The 15,774-nt window shown below is 47.2% G+C and carries 32 protein-coding genes; 1 reads left to right on the top strand and 31 read right to left on the bottom strand.

Annotated features, from left to right (window positions below):
• Positions 1–210: hypothetical protein (locus tag BM082_RS23560; protein ID WP_208862555.1), on the top strand; the 210-nt coding region annotated here is incomplete at its 5' end.
• A gap of 46 nt (positions 211–256) precedes the next feature.
• Here BM082_RS23560 and rplQ read toward each other — a convergent pair.
• The 31 genes from rplQ to BM082_RS23405 form a co-directional block, all read right to left on the bottom strand.
• The gene (gene rplQ / locus BM082_RS23555; RefSeq protein WP_017009811.1) at positions 257–643 is read right to left on the bottom strand and encodes a 50S ribosomal protein L17; all 387 of its coding nucleotides are present in this window, start codon (positions 641–643) and stop codon (positions 257–259) included.
• 35 nt (positions 644–678) lie between these two features.
• The gene (locus BM082_RS23550; protein ID WP_002541536.1) at positions 679–1,668 is read right to left on the bottom strand and encodes a DNA-directed RNA polymerase subunit alpha; all 990 of its coding nucleotides are present in this window, start codon (positions 1,666–1,668) and stop codon (positions 679–681) included.
• A 23-nt stretch (positions 1,669–1,691) separates the two neighbouring features.
• On the bottom strand, positions 1,692–2,312 hold the full coding sequence (gene rpsD, locus BM082_RS23545; protein WP_017009810.1) for a 30S ribosomal protein S4: 621 nt from the start codon (positions 2,310–2,312) through the stop codon (positions 1,692–1,694).
• A 30-nt stretch (positions 2,313–2,342) separates the two neighbouring features.
• On the bottom strand, positions 2,343–2,732 hold the full coding sequence (gene rpsK / locus BM082_RS23540) for a 30S ribosomal protein S11 (RefSeq protein ID WP_002541534.1): 390 nt from the start codon (positions 2,730–2,732) through the stop codon (positions 2,343–2,345).
• A gap of 15 nt (positions 2,733–2,747) precedes the next feature.
• Positions 2,748–3,104 carry a 30S ribosomal protein S13 gene (rpsM, locus tag BM082_RS23535; protein ID WP_017009809.1) on the bottom strand — a complete coding sequence of 119 codons (357 nt, stop codon included), beginning with the start codon at positions 3,102–3,104 and terminating at the stop codon, positions 2,748–2,750.
• Positions 3,105–3,250: 146 nt separating this feature from the next.
• A complete protein-coding gene (gene rpmJ, locus BM082_RS23530) occupies positions 3,251–3,364 on the bottom strand; it encodes a 50S ribosomal protein L36 (RefSeq protein WP_000868186.1) in 114 nt (37 codons plus the stop codon).
• A gap of 26 nt (positions 3,365–3,390) precedes the next feature.
• Complete coding sequence (gene secY, locus BM082_RS23525; RefSeq protein ID WP_017009808.1) at positions 3,391–4,716, bottom strand: preprotein translocase subunit SecY; 1,326 nt, start codon at positions 4,714–4,716, stop codon at positions 3,391–3,393.
• A gap of 22 nt (positions 4,717–4,738) precedes the next feature.
• A complete protein-coding gene (gene rplO, locus BM082_RS23520) occupies positions 4,739–5,173 on the bottom strand; it encodes a 50S ribosomal protein L15 (protein WP_074928856.1) in 435 nt (144 codons plus the stop codon).
• 4 nt (positions 5,174–5,177) lie between these two features.
• Positions 5,178–5,357 carry a 50S ribosomal protein L30 gene (rpmD, locus tag BM082_RS23515; protein WP_074928855.1) on the bottom strand — a complete coding sequence of 60 codons (180 nt, stop codon included), beginning with the start codon at positions 5,355–5,357 and terminating at the stop codon, positions 5,178–5,180.
• A 5-nt stretch (positions 5,358–5,362) separates the two neighbouring features.
• Positions 5,363–5,860, bottom strand: a complete 498-nt coding sequence (rpsE, locus tag BM082_RS23510) for a 30S ribosomal protein S5 (RefSeq protein ID WP_017009807.1) — start codon at positions 5,858–5,860, stop codon at positions 5,363–5,365.
• Between the two features lie 13 nt (positions 5,861–5,873).
• Positions 5,874–6,227 (bottom strand): 50S ribosomal protein L18, encoded by a 354-nt coding sequence (gene rplR, locus BM082_RS23505; RefSeq protein WP_017009806.1) that lies wholly within the window; start codon positions 6,225–6,227, stop codon positions 5,874–5,876.
• Between the two features lie 9 nt (positions 6,228–6,236).
• Positions 6,237–6,770: a 50S ribosomal protein L6 gene (gene rplF, locus BM082_RS23500; protein WP_017009805.1), complete on the bottom strand. Its 534-nt coding sequence runs from the start codon at positions 6,768–6,770 to the stop codon at positions 6,237–6,239.
• Positions 6,771–6,780: 10 nt separating this feature from the next.
• Positions 6,781–7,173, bottom strand: coding sequence for a 30S ribosomal protein S8 (gene rpsH / locus BM082_RS23495; RefSeq protein WP_017009804.1), 393 nt, complete (start codon positions 7,171–7,173; stop codon positions 6,781–6,783).
• 23 nt (positions 7,174–7,196) lie between these two features.
• Positions 7,197–7,502, bottom strand: a complete 306-nt coding sequence (rpsN, locus tag BM082_RS23490) for a 30S ribosomal protein S14 (RefSeq protein WP_017009803.1) — start codon at positions 7,500–7,502, stop codon at positions 7,197–7,199.
• Positions 7,503–7,519: 17 nt separating this feature from the next.
• A complete protein-coding gene (rplE, locus tag BM082_RS23485; protein ID WP_017009802.1) occupies positions 7,520–8,059 on the bottom strand; it encodes a 50S ribosomal protein L5 in 540 nt (179 codons plus the stop codon).
• 15 nt (positions 8,060–8,074) lie between these two features.
• Positions 8,075–8,389, bottom strand: coding sequence for a 50S ribosomal protein L24 (rplX, locus tag BM082_RS23480; RefSeq protein WP_017009801.1), 315 nt, complete (start codon positions 8,387–8,389; stop codon positions 8,075–8,077).
• Positions 8,390–8,401: 12 nt separating this feature from the next.
• Entirely contained in the window at positions 8,402–8,773 is a 372-nt protein-coding gene (rplN, locus tag BM082_RS23475; protein ID WP_017009800.1) for a 50S ribosomal protein L14, read from the bottom strand.
• 160 nt (positions 8,774–8,933) lie between these two features.
• The gene (rpsQ, locus tag BM082_RS23470; RefSeq protein WP_017009799.1) at positions 8,934–9,188 is read right to left on the bottom strand and encodes a 30S ribosomal protein S17; all 255 of its coding nucleotides are present in this window, start codon (positions 9,186–9,188) and stop codon (positions 8,934–8,936) included.
• Positions 9,188–9,379, bottom strand: a complete 192-nt coding sequence (rpmC, locus tag BM082_RS23465) for a 50S ribosomal protein L29 (protein ID WP_017009798.1) — start codon at positions 9,377–9,379, stop codon at positions 9,188–9,190. Before rpmC ends, rpsQ begins: the two co-directional genes overlap by 1 nt.
• Positions 9,379–9,789, bottom strand: a complete 411-nt coding sequence (gene rplP / locus BM082_RS23460; RefSeq protein ID WP_017009797.1) for a 50S ribosomal protein L16 — start codon at positions 9,787–9,789, stop codon at positions 9,379–9,381. Before rplP ends, rpmC begins: the two co-directional genes overlap by 1 nt.
• Before the next feature lie 11 nt (positions 9,790–9,800).
• The gene (rpsC, locus tag BM082_RS23455; RefSeq protein WP_002541419.1) at positions 9,801–10,490 is read right to left on the bottom strand and encodes a 30S ribosomal protein S3; all 690 of its coding nucleotides are present in this window, start codon (positions 10,488–10,490) and stop codon (positions 9,801–9,803) included.
• A gap of 19 nt (positions 10,491–10,509) precedes the next feature.
• Complete coding sequence (gene rplV, locus BM082_RS23450; RefSeq protein ID WP_017009796.1) at positions 10,510–10,842, bottom strand: 50S ribosomal protein L22; 333 nt, start codon at positions 10,840–10,842, stop codon at positions 10,510–10,512.
• Positions 10,843–10,853: 11 nt separating this feature from the next.
• Entirely contained in the window at positions 10,854–11,132 is a 279-nt protein-coding gene (gene rpsS / locus BM082_RS23445) for a 30S ribosomal protein S19 (protein ID WP_016962015.1), read from the bottom strand.
• 18 nt (positions 11,133–11,150) lie between these two features.
• Entirely contained in the window at positions 11,151–11,975 is an 825-nt protein-coding gene (gene rplB / locus BM082_RS23440) for a 50S ribosomal protein L2 (RefSeq protein ID WP_017009795.1), read from the bottom strand.
• An 18-nt stretch (positions 11,976–11,993) separates the two neighbouring features.
• Positions 11,994–12,296 carry a 50S ribosomal protein L23 gene (gene rplW, locus BM082_RS23435; protein WP_016962013.1) on the bottom strand — a complete coding sequence of 101 codons (303 nt, stop codon included), beginning with the start codon at positions 12,294–12,296 and terminating at the stop codon, positions 11,994–11,996.
• Positions 12,293–12,895 carry a 50S ribosomal protein L4 gene (gene rplD / locus BM082_RS23430; RefSeq protein ID WP_017009794.1) on the bottom strand — a complete coding sequence of 201 codons (603 nt, stop codon included), beginning with the start codon at positions 12,893–12,895 and terminating at the stop codon, positions 12,293–12,295. The genes rplW and rplD overlap by 4 nt, the downstream gene beginning before the upstream one ends.
• 16 nt (positions 12,896–12,911) lie before the next feature.
• Positions 12,912–13,541, bottom strand: a complete 630-nt coding sequence (rplC, locus tag BM082_RS23425) for a 50S ribosomal protein L3 (protein ID WP_017009793.1) — start codon at positions 13,539–13,541, stop codon at positions 12,912–12,914.
• Between the two features lie 14 nt (positions 13,542–13,555).
• Positions 13,556–13,867: a 30S ribosomal protein S10 gene (rpsJ, locus tag BM082_RS23420; RefSeq protein WP_005501283.1), complete on the bottom strand. Its 312-nt coding sequence runs from the start codon at positions 13,865–13,867 to the stop codon at positions 13,556–13,558.
• Between the two features lie 443 nt (positions 13,868–14,310).
• The gene (gene bfr / locus BM082_RS23415) at positions 14,311–14,790 is read right to left on the bottom strand and encodes a bacterioferritin (protein WP_017014393.1); all 480 of its coding nucleotides are present in this window, start codon (positions 14,788–14,790) and stop codon (positions 14,311–14,313) included.
• Between the two features lie 83 nt (positions 14,791–14,873).
• Entirely contained in the window at positions 14,874–15,065 is a 192-nt protein-coding gene (locus BM082_RS23410; protein ID WP_017009791.1) for a bacterioferritin-associated ferredoxin, read from the bottom strand.
• A 200-nt stretch (positions 15,066–15,265) separates the two neighbouring features.
• A partial coding sequence (locus BM082_RS23405) for an EF-Tu C-terminal domain-related protein (RefSeq protein WP_244276079.1) occupies positions 15,266–15,774 on the bottom strand: 509 nt, incomplete at its 5' end.

The following is a 15,774-nucleotide window of genomic DNA, read 5'->3' as shown; positions in this document are numbered from 1 at the left end:
GTAGATGTAGATGTAGATGTAGATGTAGATGTAGATGTAGATGTAGATGTAGATGTAGATGTAGATGTAGATGTAGATGTAGATGTAGATGTAGAAAAGCGTCGCCCTTCTCTATATAGCAGTCAACTTATGAATGATAAAACTGGAACAAAGAATAAAGGGGAAATAGTGATAAGAAGAGAATGGGATTTGCAATATATGGATAAATAAAAAGCCAGGCTTACGCCTGGCTTTTTACTCGATAGGTTCCGCGTGCTTATTCAGCAGCTTCCTCAGCAGATTGCTCAGGACGGTCTACCAACTCGATGTAAGCCATAGGGGCTTTATCGCCTGCGCGAACACCGCATTTCAGAATGCGAGTGTAACCGCCTGCACGAGAGGCAAAACGTGGACCTAGTTCGTTAAACAGCTTCGCTACAACTTCGTCGTTACGAGTGCGAGCGAATGCAAGACGACGGTTAGCAACACTGTCGTTCTTTGCTAGGGTAATCAAAGGCTCAATTACGCGACGCAGCTCTTTTGCTTTTGGCAAAGTAGTTTTGATAACTTCGTGAGTTACCAGTGAGCTAGCCATGTTGCTGAACATCGCTTTACGATGACTGCTGTTGCGATTGAGTTGACGACCACTCTTACGATGGCGCATGACCTAATCCTTCTAACTAAGTAATCAGTATCTGATTAATCTTCAGCGATTGATGCCGGAGGCCAGTTTTCCAGGCGCATACCCAGAGACAAACCACGTGAAGCCAGCACGTCTTTGATCTCAGTCAAAGACTTTTTACCAAGGTTAGGCGTCTTAAGAAGCTCAACCTCGGTACGCTGTACCAGATCACCGATGTAGTGGATCGCTTCTGCTTTCAAACAGTTAGCAGAGCGAACAGTTAGTTCAAGATCGTCTACAGGACGCAGTAGGATCGGATCGAACTCTGGCTTCTCTTCTTTCTCTTCAGGAACTCGTACATCACGAAGATCTACGAATGCATCCAATTGTTCAGCAAGAATTGTTGCTGCACGACGAATGGCTTCCTCAGGATCAAGCGTACCATTGGTTTCCATATCGATAACCAACTTGTCTAGGTCAGTACGCTGTTCAACACGTGCTGCTTCAACATTGTAAGCAATACGGTCTACTGGGCTGAACGTCGCATCAACAAGCAGACGGCCGATAGGGCGCTCGTCTTCTTCAGTATGAATACGGGCTGACGCTGGTACATAGCCGCGACCACGTTCTACCTTGATTCGCATGCTGATTTCAGCATTTGAGTCAGTTAAGTGGCAGATTACGTGTTCTGGGTTCGCAATCTCAACACCACCATCGTGGGTGATGTCGCCTGCAACAACAGGGCCTGCACCAGACTTATTGAGGGTAAGGATGACTTCATCTTTACCTTCTACCTTAACGGCTAGGCCTTTAAGGTTAAGCAGGATTTCCAGGATATCTTCCTGTACACCCTCTTTGGTGCTGTACTCGTGCAACACGCCATCAATTTCTACTTCAGTCACCGCGCAACCAGGCATAGATGACAGTAGGATGCGACGTAGAGCATTACCTAGTGTGTGACCAAAGCCACGCTCTAGCGGCTCAAGAGTTACTTTTGCGTGCGTCGAGCTTACTTGTTCGATGTCAACTAGACGCGGCTTAAGAAATTCTGTTACAGAACCCTGCATTGTGTCCTCTCTTTAGTTTAGCCTTACTTAGAGTAAAGCTCGACGATCAGGTGTTCGTTGATGTCAGCAGACAAGTCTGAACGCTCTGGTAGACGCTTGAAAGTGCCTTCCATTTTGTTGCTGTCTACTTCGATCCAAGTTGGCAGCTCGCGCTGAGCAGCAATTTCAAGAGCTGCTTTAATGCGTGCTTGGTTCTTAGCTTTCTCGCGAATGCTAACAACGTCGTTGGCCGTTACCTTGAAAGAAGGAACGTTAACCACTTTGCCGTTTACTAGAATCGCCTTGTGGCTTACCAACTGACGTGATTCAGCGCGAGTTGCACCGAAGCCCATGCGGTAAACTACGTTGTCTAGACGAACTTCTAGAAGTTGCAGCAGGTTTTCACCTGTGTTGCCTTTCAGGCGTGCAGCTTCTTTGTAGTAGTTACGGAATTGCTTTTCAAGAACGCCGTAAGTACGACGAACTTTTTGCTTCTCGCGAAGCTGAACGCCGTAATCAGACAGACGACCGCGACGAGCGCCGTGTACGCCTGGGGCGTTATCAATTTTACACTTGGTATCAATCGCGCGTACGCCTGACTTTAGGAACAAGTCAGTACCTTCGCGACGGCTAAGCTTCAGCTTAGGACCCAAATATCTTGCCATGATCTTTCTCCAGAATTCTAAGAAACAGCGTTATACGCGACGTTTCTTAGGTGGACGACAACCGTTATGTGGGATCGGAGTCGCATCAACAATGTTAGTGATGCGGAAACCAGCCGCGTTCAGAGCACGAATAGTTGATTCGCGACCTGGACCTGGACCCTTAACCATAACTTCGAGGTTCTTCAGGCCATATTCTTTAGCCATCTCACCACAACGCTCAGCAGCAACCTGTGCAGCGAACGGAGTTGATTTACGAGAACCACGGAAACCAGAACCACCTGCAGTTGCCCATGCTAGAGCATTACCCTGACGGTCAGTAATGGTTACGATTGTGTTGTTAAAAGACGCATGGATGTGCGCTACGCCATCAGCAACTTGCTTGCGTACGCGTTTACGTGCGCGATTTGGTTGTTTAGCCATTTCTACCTACCCCGATTATTTCTTGATCGGTTTGCGCGGACCCTTACGGGTACGAGCGTTGGTCTTCGTACGCTGGCCACGTAGTGGCAAGCTGCGACGATGACGCAAACCGCGGTAACAGCCAAGGTCCATAAGACGCTTGATGTTCATTGAAACTTCACGACGTAGATCACCTTCTACAGTGTATTTGGCAACGCCATCACGCAGTAGATCGATCTGCTCTTCAGATAACTCACTGATCTTAGTGCTTTCAGTAATACCAGTCTCAGCTAGGATAGCTTGAGAACGGGTTTTACCGATACCGTAGATCGCAGTTAGTGCGATTACAGCATGCTTATGATCAGGAATGTTAATGCCTGCAATACGGGCCACTATTCACTCCTAGTACTTTTTCAAGAAGAACCGCTGCAGAGCCCGTGTAGGATACGCAGCGGCAAAACCACTTCTTTTGCACACACAAAAGGTGGGCTGGTAATGTAGCCAGCCTGCCTAAATTTTGCAAGAAAAATATTCTGCTATTAGCCTTGGCGTTGTTTATGCTTTGGCTCACTGCAGATCACACGAACGACACCGTTACGCTTGATCACTTTACAGTTACGGCAGATTTTCTTAACGGAAGCACGAACTTTCATTGCTAAACTCCGTAGATGTCAATCTGTTAGCGGCCGTAGCCTTTCAGATTGGCTTTCTTCAATACGGACTCATATTGTTGAGACATCAGATGTGTCTGAACTTGAGCCATAAAGTCCATGATTACTACGACTACGATAAGTAGGGAAGTTCCGCCAAAATAGAAGCGTACATTCCAAGCAATCATCATGAACTCGGGGATCAGACAGATAAAGGTGATGTACAACGCACCCGCAAGGGTTAGTCGAGTCATTACTTTATCAATGTATTTTGCAGTCTGCTCGCCCGGGCGAATACCAGGTACGAATGCACCAGACTTCTTCAGATTGTCTGCCGTCTCACGCGGGTTGAAAACCAACGCCGTGTAAAAGAAACAGAAAAAGATAATCGCCGCTGCATAAAGGATTACATACAGAGGTTGACCAGGGCTCAGTGCCAAAGACACATCGGCTAGCCAACTAAACTGTTCACTTTGACCAAACCATTGGGCCAAAGTACCTGGAAACAGGATAATACTTGATGCAAAAATCGCTGGAATTACGCCTGCCATATTAATTTTCAATGGCAAGTGAGTGCTCTGTGCTGCGAAGACACGACGGCCTTGTTGACGCTTGGCGTAGTTAACGACGATACGACGTTGACCACGTTCCATGAACACCACAAACGCAATAACAGCAAATGCAATTACCGCAATCAACAGAAGAAGAAGCACGTGCAATTCACCTTGACGTGCTTGCTCCGCTGTCTGTCCGATAGCTGATGGCAATCCTGCAACGATACCCGAGAAGATAATCAGGGAAATACCGTTGCCGATTCCGCGCTCAGTGATTTGCTCACCTAACCACATCAAAAACATGGTGCCGGTAACCAAACTCACAACAGCAGTAAAGTAGAATCCAAACCCTGGGTTTTCGACCAGACCAGGAATCATACTCGGCAACCCTGTAGCAATACCAATTGCTTGGAAGGTTGCAAGAACGAGCGTGCCGTAGCGGGTGTACTGGCTAATCTTACGACGACCAGACTCCCCTTCTTTTTTCAACTCAGCCAAGGCTGGGTGTACTACGGTCAAGAGTTGGACAACGATCGATGCCGAAATATACGGCATGATACCCAACGCTAGAATAGAAGCACGCTCGAGCGCACCACCAGAGAACATGTTAAACATCTCAATGATGGTGCCTTTTTGCTGTTCGAACAGATCGGCAAGTACAGCAGCGTCAATACCAGGAATCGGCACAAAAGAACCGGCACGGAATACTAATAACGCACCTACCACAAAGAGTAGACGGCTTTTTAGTTCCGCAAGTCCACCTTTTGCACTGTTAAAATTTTGTCCTGGTTGTTTTGCCATCTGTACCTCGTCCTCGAGCTAATTATTCCTCGATTTTACCGCCAGCAGCTTCAATAGCAGCTTGAGCACCTTTGGTAACGCGAAGACCTTTAACTGTTACTGAACGCGCGATTTCACCAGACAGTACAATTTTCGCTGTACGAATGTCTTTAGTGATCACGTTAGCCGCTTTCAGAGTTTCAAGGCTCACTACGTCACCTTCAACTTTTGCTAGTTCGCTTAGACGAACTTCTGCAGCAGTTAGGCTCTTGCGAGAAGTAAAACCAAATTTTGGCAGACGTTGTTTCAAAGGCATTTGACCGCCTTCGAAACCTGGGCGTACAGAACCACCTGAACGTGATTTCTGACCTTTGTGACCGCGGCCACCAGTTTTGCCCAGGCCTGAACCGATACCACGGCCTAAGCGCTTCTTAGAAGGCTTAGAACCAGCGGCCGGAGATAGAGTATTCAAACGCATGCGATTACTCCTCCACTTTAACCATGTAGTGAACTGCGTTGATCATGCCGCGTACGCAAGCAGTATCTTCTAGTTCAACAGTGTGGTTGATGCGACGAAGGCCTAAGCCACGCAGCGTAGCTTTATGCTTCGGCAATCGGCCGATAGAGCTACGAGTCTGAGTTACTTTAATAGTATTAGCCATGTCGATTACCCCAGAATTTCGTTTACAGGCAAGCCACGTTTAGCAGCTACCATTTCTGGAGACTTCATACCATCCAAACCAAGGATCGTTGCACGAACGATGTTGATTGGGTTAGTAGAACCGTATGCCTTCGCCAGAACGTTGCGAACACCCGCAACTTCTAGAACAGCACGCATCGCACCACCTGCGATGATACCCGTACCTTCTGAAGCAGGTTGCATGTACACTTTAGAACCAGTGTGGCGACCTTTAACAGCGTGGTGAAGAGTACCTTCGTTCAACGCGATAGTAACCATGTTACGACGCGCTTTTTCCATTGATTTTTGAATAGCGGCAGGTACTTCACGGGCTTTGCCGTAACCGAAACCTACGCGACCATTGCCATCACCAACTACAGTAAGAGCGGTGAAGCTAAAGATGCGACCACCTTTAACCGTCTTTGAAACACGGTTAACAGCAATCAGCTTCTCATGCAAATCACTTTGTTGTTTTTCGTTAGCCATCTTTCCGCCTACCTTAGAATTTCAGACCAGCTTCACGGGCAGCATCTGCCAGTGCAGCCACGCGGCCGTGGTATTGGAAACCGGAGCGGTCAAAAGCAACAGTTTCGATGCCTTTTTCCAGCGCACGTTCAGCGATAGCTTTACCTACAGCTGAAGCAGCGTCTTTATTACCGGTGCCTTTAAGTTGCTCACGGATCGCTTTTTCTAAAGTAGAAGCGGCAGCGATAACCTCGGAGCCGTTTGCAGCGATAACCTGTGCATACACGTGACGTGGAGTACGGTGTACTACCAGGCGAGTCGCACCCAGTTCAGCAATCTTGCGACGCGCTCGGGTCGCACGACGGATACGAGCAATTTTCTTATCCATAGTGTTACCTTACTTCTTCTTAGCTTCTTTAGTACGCACAACTTCGTCAGCGTAACGAACACCTTTACCTTTGTAAGGCTCAGGCTGACGGTATGCGCGGATGTCAGCAGCAACTTGACCAACCTGTTGCTTGTCCATACCAGTAAGGACAATCTCAGTTTGGCTTGGGCATTCTGCTTTAACGCCTGCAGGCAATTCGTGCTCAACAGGGTGTGAGAAGCCCAACGTCAGAGCGACTGCATTACCCTTAATGGCTGCACGATAACCAACACCTTTCAGCATTAGTTTCTTGGTAAAGCCTTCAGTAACACCAACAACCATGTTGTTTACTAGCGCACGTGCAGTACCAGCTTGGGCGTTAGCCTTCACAATACCTTCGCGCGGTGCAAATTTCACAGCGTTGTCTTCTTGGCTTAATACCACTGCATCATTGATAACTCGGCTCAATTCGCCTTTGCTACCCTTAACAGTGATTTCCTGACCGTTAAGTTTCACCTCTACGCCGGCAGGAATTACTACGGGTGCTTTTGCAACACGAGACATTTCCTACTCCTTACGCTACGTAGCAGATGATTTCGCCGCCCAGACCCGCTTTGCGAGCTGCACGGTCGGTCATCAAACCTTTAGAAGTTGATACTACAGCAATACCCAGACCAGCCATTACAGAAGGTAGCTCATCTTTTTTCTTATAGATGCGCAGACCTGGACGGCTAACACGTTGGATTTGCTCAATAACTGGTTTAGCTTCGAAGTACTTTAGAGTCACTTCTAGCTCTGGCTTAACATCGCTTGTTACAGCGTAGTCAGCCACATAACCTTCAACTTTAAGCAGCTCAGCAATCGCTACTTTCAGCTTTGACGAAGGCATTTTTACAGCAACTTTAGCTGCTGCCTGACCGTTGCGAAGGCGGGTCAGCATATCCGAAATCGGATCTTGCATGCTCATAAGTCTTTACTCCCGAGATTCAATTACCAGCTCGCCTTACGCAGACCCGGAATCTCGCCTTTCATGCAAGCTTCACGGACCTTGATTCGGCTAAGGCCGAATTTACGTAGGTAGCCATGTGGACGACCAGTCTGGTTACAGCGGTTACGCTTACGAGACGTGGATGAATCACGCGGTAAAGATTGGAGCTTCAGGACTGCGTCCCAACGATCTTCTTCAGACGTGTTTACATTTTTGATTGTCGCTTTAAGTACAGCGCGCTTTTCAGCGAACTTAACTACAAGCTTCGCGCGTTTTGCTTCGCGCGCTTTCATTGATTGCTTAGCCATTACAGTAACCCTTCACCTTACTTACGGAATGGGAAGTTAAAGGCAGCCAGCAGAGCTTGACCTTCCTCATCAGTCGCCGCAGAAGTCGTGATAGTAATATCAAGACCACGGATACGATCTACTTTGTCGTAGTCGATCTCTGGGAAGATGATTTGCTCACGAACGCCCATGCTGTAGTTACCGCGACCGTCGAAAGATTTCGAACTTACGCCACGGAAGTCACGCACACGTGGTAAAGCGATTGAAATCAAACGCTCAAAGAAATCCCACATACGCTCGCCACGTAGGGTTACTTTACAGCCAATCGGGTAGCCCTCACGGATCTTGAAGCCAGCGACAGATTTACGTGCTTTAGTGATAAGCGGCTTCTGACCAGTAATCGTGGTCATATCTGAAGCTGCGTTCTCAAGCAGTTTCTTATCGTTGATTGCTTCGCCCACACCCATGTTCAGGGTGATCTTTTCGATCCTTGGGACTTGCATGATACTCTTGTATTCAAACTTTTCAGAAAGTTCTTTTACAACAGTCTCTTTGTAGTAATCATGCAGTTTCGCCATAGTACTACTCCAAACTTACTTAATAGTTTCGCCATTCGACTTGAAGAAACGAACTTTTTTGCCGTCTTCAAATCGGAAGCCTACACGGTCTGCTTTACCAGTTGCTGCGTTGTAGATAGCAACGTTAGAAACGTCAACTGCGGCTTCTTTTTCAATAATGCCACCTTGTTGGCCAAGAGCCGGTACAGGCTTTTGGTGTTTCTTAACTAGGTTGATACCTTCAACGATAACTTTACCAGTAGTCAGAACCTTCGATACTTTACCTTTCTTACCTTTGTCTTTACCGGTAAGAACGATAACTTCGTCTTCACGACGGATTTTAGCTGCCATTTTAATCGCTCCTTACAGAACTTCAGGCGCTAGGGACACAATCTTCATGAACTTATCGCCACGAAGCTCACGTGTCACAGGGCCAAAAATACGAGTACCGATAAGTGCTTCTGTCGTGTTATTCAACAAGACGCAAGCATTACGGTCGAAGCGAATGACAGAGCCGTCTGGACGACGAACGCCTTTACGGGTGCGAACTACAACCGCCTTCAGAACATCACCTTTTTTAACTTTACCGCGTGGGATTGCATCCTTCACGGTAACTTTGATGACATCGCCGATATGGGCGTAGCGACGGTGTGAACCACCCAGCACCTTAATACACATTACGCTTTTAGCGCCGGAGTTATCGGCTGCATCCAGCATACTTTGCATTTGGATCATGGTTAGTGCTCCGCTGTTATTACATCTAGACCCATCACGGGTCGGGCTGCCTCTTTACAAGGGCGGCGAATAATAACACTATTTTTTTAAGATGAATAGATAAAAAATAAACGGCTCCGCAAATGGAGCCGTTTTATTTTTAACCGTTGGAAAGTTTGCCTTACAGGCGAGCTTTCTCAACTACGCGTACCAGAGTCCAAGACTTAGTCTTAGACAATGGACGGCACTCACGAACTTCAACGGTATCGCCTTGGGCGCATTCGTTGTTTTCGTCATGAACGTGCAGCTTAGTTGTACGCTTGATGAACTTACCGTAGATCGGGTGTTTCACCTGGCGTTCGATAGCAACAACGATAGATTTATCGCCTTTGTCGCTTACTACACGGCCTTGTTGAGTACGGGTTTGGTCGCTCATTATGCGTTGCCCTTCTGGTTCAGAACGGTTTTAACACGTGCGATATCACGACGAACAGTCTTCAGAGTGTGAGTTTGCTGAAGTTGACCAGTTGCAGCTTGCATACGCAGGCTGAATTGCTCACGCAACAAACCCAACAGCTCTTCATTAAGCTGCTCTACGCTCTTTTCGCGAAGTTCTTGTGCTTTCATCACATCACCGCCTTATTTACGAAAGTGGTTTTGATTGGTAGCTTACGTGAAGCTAGCTCGAATGCTTCGCGAGCTAGGGTTTCAGAAACACCATCCATCTCGTACAGGACTTTACCTGGTTGGATTTGTGCGACCCAGTAGCTCACAGAACCCTTACCTTTACCCTGACGAACTTCCAGAGGTTTAGTAGTGATCGGCTTGTCTGGGAAGACACGGATCCAGATTTGACCCTGACGCTTAATGTGACGAGTCATTGCACGACGTGCAGCTTCGATCTGACGCGCAGTAAGGCGACCACGACCAACAGCCTTAAGGCCGAAGGAACCGAAGCTTACGTCAGTACCTGAAGCAAGACCGCGGTTACGACCTTTAAAAGCCTTGCGGAACTTAGTACGTTTTGGTTGAAGCATCGATAGACTCCTTACTTACGGCCTTTACGCTGCTTCTTAGGCTTGTCAGCCTGTGGCTCTGCAACTGGCATACCGCCTAGAACTTCACCTTTGAAGATCCAAACTTTAATACCAATTACACCGTAAGTGGTGTGAGCCGAAGAAGTTGCGTAATCAATATCAGCACGAAGGGTGTGCAATGGCACACGACCTTCACGGTACCATTCGGTACGAGCGATTTCAGCGCCGCCTAGACGACCACTTACTTCCACTTTGATACCCTTGGCACCAAGACGCATTGCGTTTTGTACCGCGCGCTTCATAGCACGACGGAACATAACACGACGCTCTAGCTGAGAAGCGATGCTATCACCAACCAATTGAGCATCAAGCTCTGGCTTGCGTACTTCTGCGATGTTGATTTGCGCAGGTACACCGGCTAGTTGAGCAACGCGAGCGCGTAGTTTTTCTACGTCTTCGCCTTTCTTACCGATAACAACACCAGGGCGAGCAGTGTGAATAGTCACACGGATGCTCTTCGCTGGACGCTCGATAACGATGCGAGATACAGACGCTTTAGACAGTTCTTTAGTAAGGAACTGACGCACCTTGAAGTCGCCGTCTAGATTGTCAGCGAAATCTTGGCTGTTAGCAAACCAGGTGGAATTCCAAGGCTTACAGATGCCAAGACGAATACCATTAGGATGTACTTTTTGACCCATTGCTTTCTCTCCTACTCTCTTAGCGGTCTGCTACAACAATTGTGATGTGGCTAGAACGCTTCAAGATGCGATCGGCACGGCCTTTTGCACGAGGCATAATGCGCTTCATGACAGGACCTTCGTCAACGAAGATTTTAGCGACGTTTAGATCGTCGATATCAGCACCTTCGTTATGCTCGGCGTTTGCGATAGCAGATTCCAGAACCTTCTTCACAAGATCAGCAGCTTTTTTGTTGCTGAAAGTTAGAATTTCTAGTGCTTGTGCAACGTTTTTACCGCGCACTTGATCTGCAACCAAACGTGCTTTCTGAGGCGAGATACGAGCAAAGCGATGTTTAGCAATAGCTTCCATTTCTTAACCCCTTAACGCTTCTTAGCTTTCTTATCTGCAGCATGGCCGCGATAAGTACGTGTTGGTGCAAACTCGCCCAGCTTGTGACCGATCATCTCTTCAGTGACGAAAACAGGTACATGCTGACGACCATTATGGACAGCGATGGTCAAACCGATCATCTGAGGGATGATCATTGAACGACGGGACCAAGTCTTAACAGGCTTTTTGTCACCGCTTTCCAACGCTTTCTCTACCTTCTTCAGCAAGTGCAGGTCAATAAATGGACCTTTCTTGAGAGAACGTGGCATGGCGTATCCTCTTTAAAATTACTTGTTACGACGACGTACGATGTACTTGTCGGTACGTTTGTTCTTACGGGTCTTGAAGCCCTTAGTTGGCATACCCCAAGGTGATACAGGGTGACGACCGCCAGATGTGCGACCTTCACCACCACCGTGTGGGTGATCCACTGGGTTCATTGCTACACCACGTACGGTAGGACGAACGCCCTTCCAACGAGTTGCACCAGCTTTACCCAGTTCACGCAGCATGTGTTCTGCGTTACCAACTTCACCGATGGTCGCGCGACCTTCAGAAAGAACCTTACGCATTTCGCCAGAACGCAAACGAATAGTTACGTATGCGCCGTCGCGAGCAACGATTTGTGCGTATGCACCAGCTGAACGAGCCAACTGAGCACCTTTACCAGGCTTAAGTTCAACACAGTGAACAGTAGAACCTACTGGGATGTTGCGCATTGGCAGGGTGTTACCCGCTTTGATCGCAGCATCTGCGCCAGATTGAATCTGGTCACCAGCTTTCAGGCCTTTAGGTGCAATGATGTAACGACGTTCACCGTCTGCGTACAATACTAATGCAATGTTCGCGCTACGGTTTGGATCGTATTCAAGACGCTCAACTTTCGCTGGGATACCGTCTTTAGTACGTTTAAAGTCAATTACACGGTAGTGTTGCTTATGACCACCACCGATGTGACGTACTGTGATACGACCGTTGTTGTTACGACCACCAGATTTAGAGTTTTTCTCTAGCAGTGGTGCGTAAGGCTTACCCTTGTACAGGTCAGCGTTAACAACTTTAACGACGTGACGACGACCCGGTGAAGTAGGCTTACATTTAACAATTGCCATTTTTTATACTCCTCCGTCTTACTCAGCGCCGCCAGCGAAGTCGATGTCTTGACCTTCTTTCAAGATGACGTACGCTTTCTTGACGTCTGAACGACGACCTTGGCGAGCACCTTGACGTTTGGTCTTACCCTTAGTGATAAGAGTATTTACAGACTTAACTTCAACTTCGAACAGTTTTTCAACTGCCGCTTTGATCTCTTTCTTAGTTGCAGTCATCGCTACTTTGAAAACGATAGTGTTACCGTTTTCAGCAGCCATGGTTGCTTTTTCAGAGATGTGCGGAGCACGTAGAACTTTAAGAATACGCTCTTCAGTGATCATCCCAGCATCTCCTCAACTTGTTTAACTGCAGCTGCAGTCATAACTACTTTGTCGAAAGCGATCAGGCTAACTGGGTCGATGCCTGCTGCATCACGTACGTCAACTTTGTACAAGTTGCGTGCCGCAAGGAACAGATTTTCATCAACTTCTGCAGTTACGATCAGAGCTTCAGTCAATTCAAGCTCTTTCAGCTTAACGATCAGCTCTTTTGTCTTTGGAGCTTCTACTGAGAAGTTGTCAACAACGATCAAACGATCTTGACGAACTAGCTCAGACAGGATGCTCTTAAGAGCACCGCGGTACATTTTCTTGTTAACTTTCTGGCTGTGGTCCTGAGGACGAGCTGCGAAAGTTACACCACCCGAGCGCCAAATTGGGCTACGGATTGTACCTGCACGGGCGCGACCAGTACCCTTCTGACGCCATGGCTTAGCACCACCACCGCGTACATCTGAACGGGTTTTCTGAGCGCGGGTACCCTGACGGGCACCGGCTGCGTATGCAACGACTACCTGGTGTACCAGGGCTTCGTTGAAATCACGCCCGAAGGTAGTTTCGGAGACAGTTAGCGCATCAGCGCCTTTGACTACCAATTCCATTACTAACTCCTCGACGTTACGCTTTAACGGCTGGTTTAACGATCACATTGCCACCTGTAGCACCTGGTACTGCACCTTTAATAAGAAGCAGATTGCGCTCAGCGTCAACACGTACGATCTCTAGGTTTTGAGTAGTTACCTGCTCAGCACCCATGTGACCTGCCATTTTTTTGCCTTTGAATACACGACCTGGGGTTTGACATTGGCCAATTGAACCCGGAGCACGGTGAGACAAAGAGTTACCATGGGTCATATCTTGGGTGCGGAAGTTCCAACGCTTAACAGCGCCTTGGAAGCCTTTACCTTTAGATGTACCAGTAACGTCTACTTTCTTGATTTCTGCGAACAGATCTACGTTTAGCTCAGCGCCAACTTCGAACTCTTCACCACTATCCAAGCGGAATTCCCACAGACCACGACCAGCTTCTACACCTGCTTTCGCAAAGTGACCAGCTTCTGGCTTAGTTACGCGGCTTGCTTTCTTAGCGCCTGAAGTTACTTGGATTGCAGAGTAACCATCTACTTCAGGAGTACGTACCTGAGTTACACGGTTAGTTTCTACTTCTACAACGGTTACTGGGATTGAAACGCCTTCTTCTGTGAAGATGCGAGTCATGCCCACTTTACGACCGACTAGACCAATCATTCTTAATTCCCCTCTTAACCTAGGCTGATTTGAACATCAACGCCCGCAGCAAGGTCAAGACGCATCAGTGCGTCAACAGTTTTATCTGTTGGCTCAACGATGTCGATCAGACGCTTGTGGGTACGAATTTCGTACTGGTCACGTGCATCTTTATTAACGTGCGGAGAAATAAGAACGGTGAAGCGCTCTTTACGAGTTGGTAGTGGGATTGGACCACGTACCTGCGCACCAGTGCGCTTGGCGGTTTCAACGATTTCCGCAGTAGACTGATCGATCAAACGATGATCGAAAGCCTTCAGGCGGATACGGATACGTTGGTTCTGCATTAGACAGAGCTCCAAATAAAAAAATTACACAAACAATATCGCCACTCTACCGCGTCAAGACGAGGGAATGCCGATTGATTTATGTGAAACCGTAGTGTCGAATTCCGACACATTGTCAGCCATTTATCATGACTGCGAACATAAGCGGAGTATACATTACAGACTAATCAGGCAATGCCTACAGCGACCAGTCTTCCTCCTGAGCTCATTGGTTCACAACTGCACTAACAAAGACATGTTGTCTCAGGCAGTGCGGGCATTATACAGATCACAAATACGTTTGCAAGCCATGTCCAAAAAATAGTCAGTAGAACGAAATACAGAGGTTATAGGCGAAAAATTGTACGTACGGTAAGTGTTTGCTTCAACGCAGAATAAGAAAGGAAGGTTGTACGTAAAAGCCCTCTACATCATTTTGCATTGAGGGCCATTTCTTTAAACTATCAGTCTTCAGCTTCAATCATTTGAGCCTGGTTATAATTTTGAATACCGACTTTATCAATAAGACCCAACTGAGTTTCCAGCCAATCTACATGCTCTTCTTCATCTTCAAGAATATGGTTGAACAAATCACGAGACACGTAGTCTCTTACACTTTCAGCATATTCAATGGCATCTCTCAAATCAGGAATGGCATCCATCTCTAACGCTAAATCGCATTCAAGTATTTCCTTCGTGTCTTCGCCAATGCGTAGCTTGCCCAGATCTTGTAAGTTTGGGATACCTTCGAGGAAAAGAATCCGCTCGATGAGATCGTCCGCATGCTTCATTTCATCTATGGACTCTTCGTACTCTTTATCCGCGAGTACTTTTAATCCCCAGTCTTTGTACATTCGGGCATGAAGGAAGTATTGGTTGATGGCAATCAATTCGTTGCCAAGGGCTTTATTGAGGTGTTGGATGATTTTAGGGTCGGATTTCATCACGCGTGCTCCTATTCAGCATCTACTAAATGTAGAACTGATTGAGGCACTGTCAATCGCGCAATTGCGACAGGAAGCCTTTTCTAGCTCGCCTGCTTAAACATCGCTATGGTAGAGATTTCATTGAGCAATTCTTTTGCTGGGCGAATGCACTTTCCACATTGAGAGCCCAACGGGGTAATACGACGAATACCTTGGATATCAGTAATCCCCTGCTCGAAAGCAAGTTTCTTTATTTTCTTATCTGATATCCCGTGGCACAAACAAACGTACATGAACAACTCTCTCAATAAACGACTATGAGAATGTAAACGAGAATGGTTCACATTACAAATTGTATTTATCGATTGAACTGGGCATTTATTAACAGGAAAACCGTTGTTTCCTTAGCCATCAATATTACTTGTTGAAAAATAGGCATTAAAAAAGGACGCCGAAGCGTCCTTTTTTAGCATTGTGCTATCGAAGCTTAAAATTAAGCAACGATCTTAGCAACAACACCCGCACCTACAGTACGGCCACCTTCACGGATAGCAAAACGTAGACCTTCGTCCATCGCGATTGGCGCGATCAGAGTAACAGTCATAGAAATGTTATCACCAGGCATTACCATCTCAACGCCTTCTGGCAGTTCGATAGTACCGGTCACGTCAGTTGTACGGAAGTAGAACTGTGGACGATAGCCTTTGAAGAACGGAGTATGACGGCCGCCTTCATCTTTCGACAGAACGTAGATTTCTGACGTGAAAGTAGTGTGTGGAGTGATTGAACCTGGCTTAGCAAGTACTTGACCACGTTGAACTTCATCACGCTTAGTACCACGTAGAAGAACACCAACGTTCTCACCAGCACGGCCTTCGTCAAGAAGTTTACGGAACATCTCAACACCAGTACAAGTAGTGGTGATGGTGTCTACGATACCAACGATAGCAACTTCGTCACCTACGCGTACGATACCTTGCTCAACACGACCCGTTACAACAG

It is taken from the genome of Enterovibrio norvegicus DSM 15893 (assembly GCF_900115495.1).
Classification (GTDB): Bacteria; Pseudomonadota; Gammaproteobacteria; order Enterobacterales; family Vibrionaceae; genus Enterovibrio; species Enterovibrio norvegicus.
Note: the sequence above shows the minus strand (reverse complement) of the source record. Positions and strands in the feature narration are given on the sequence as shown.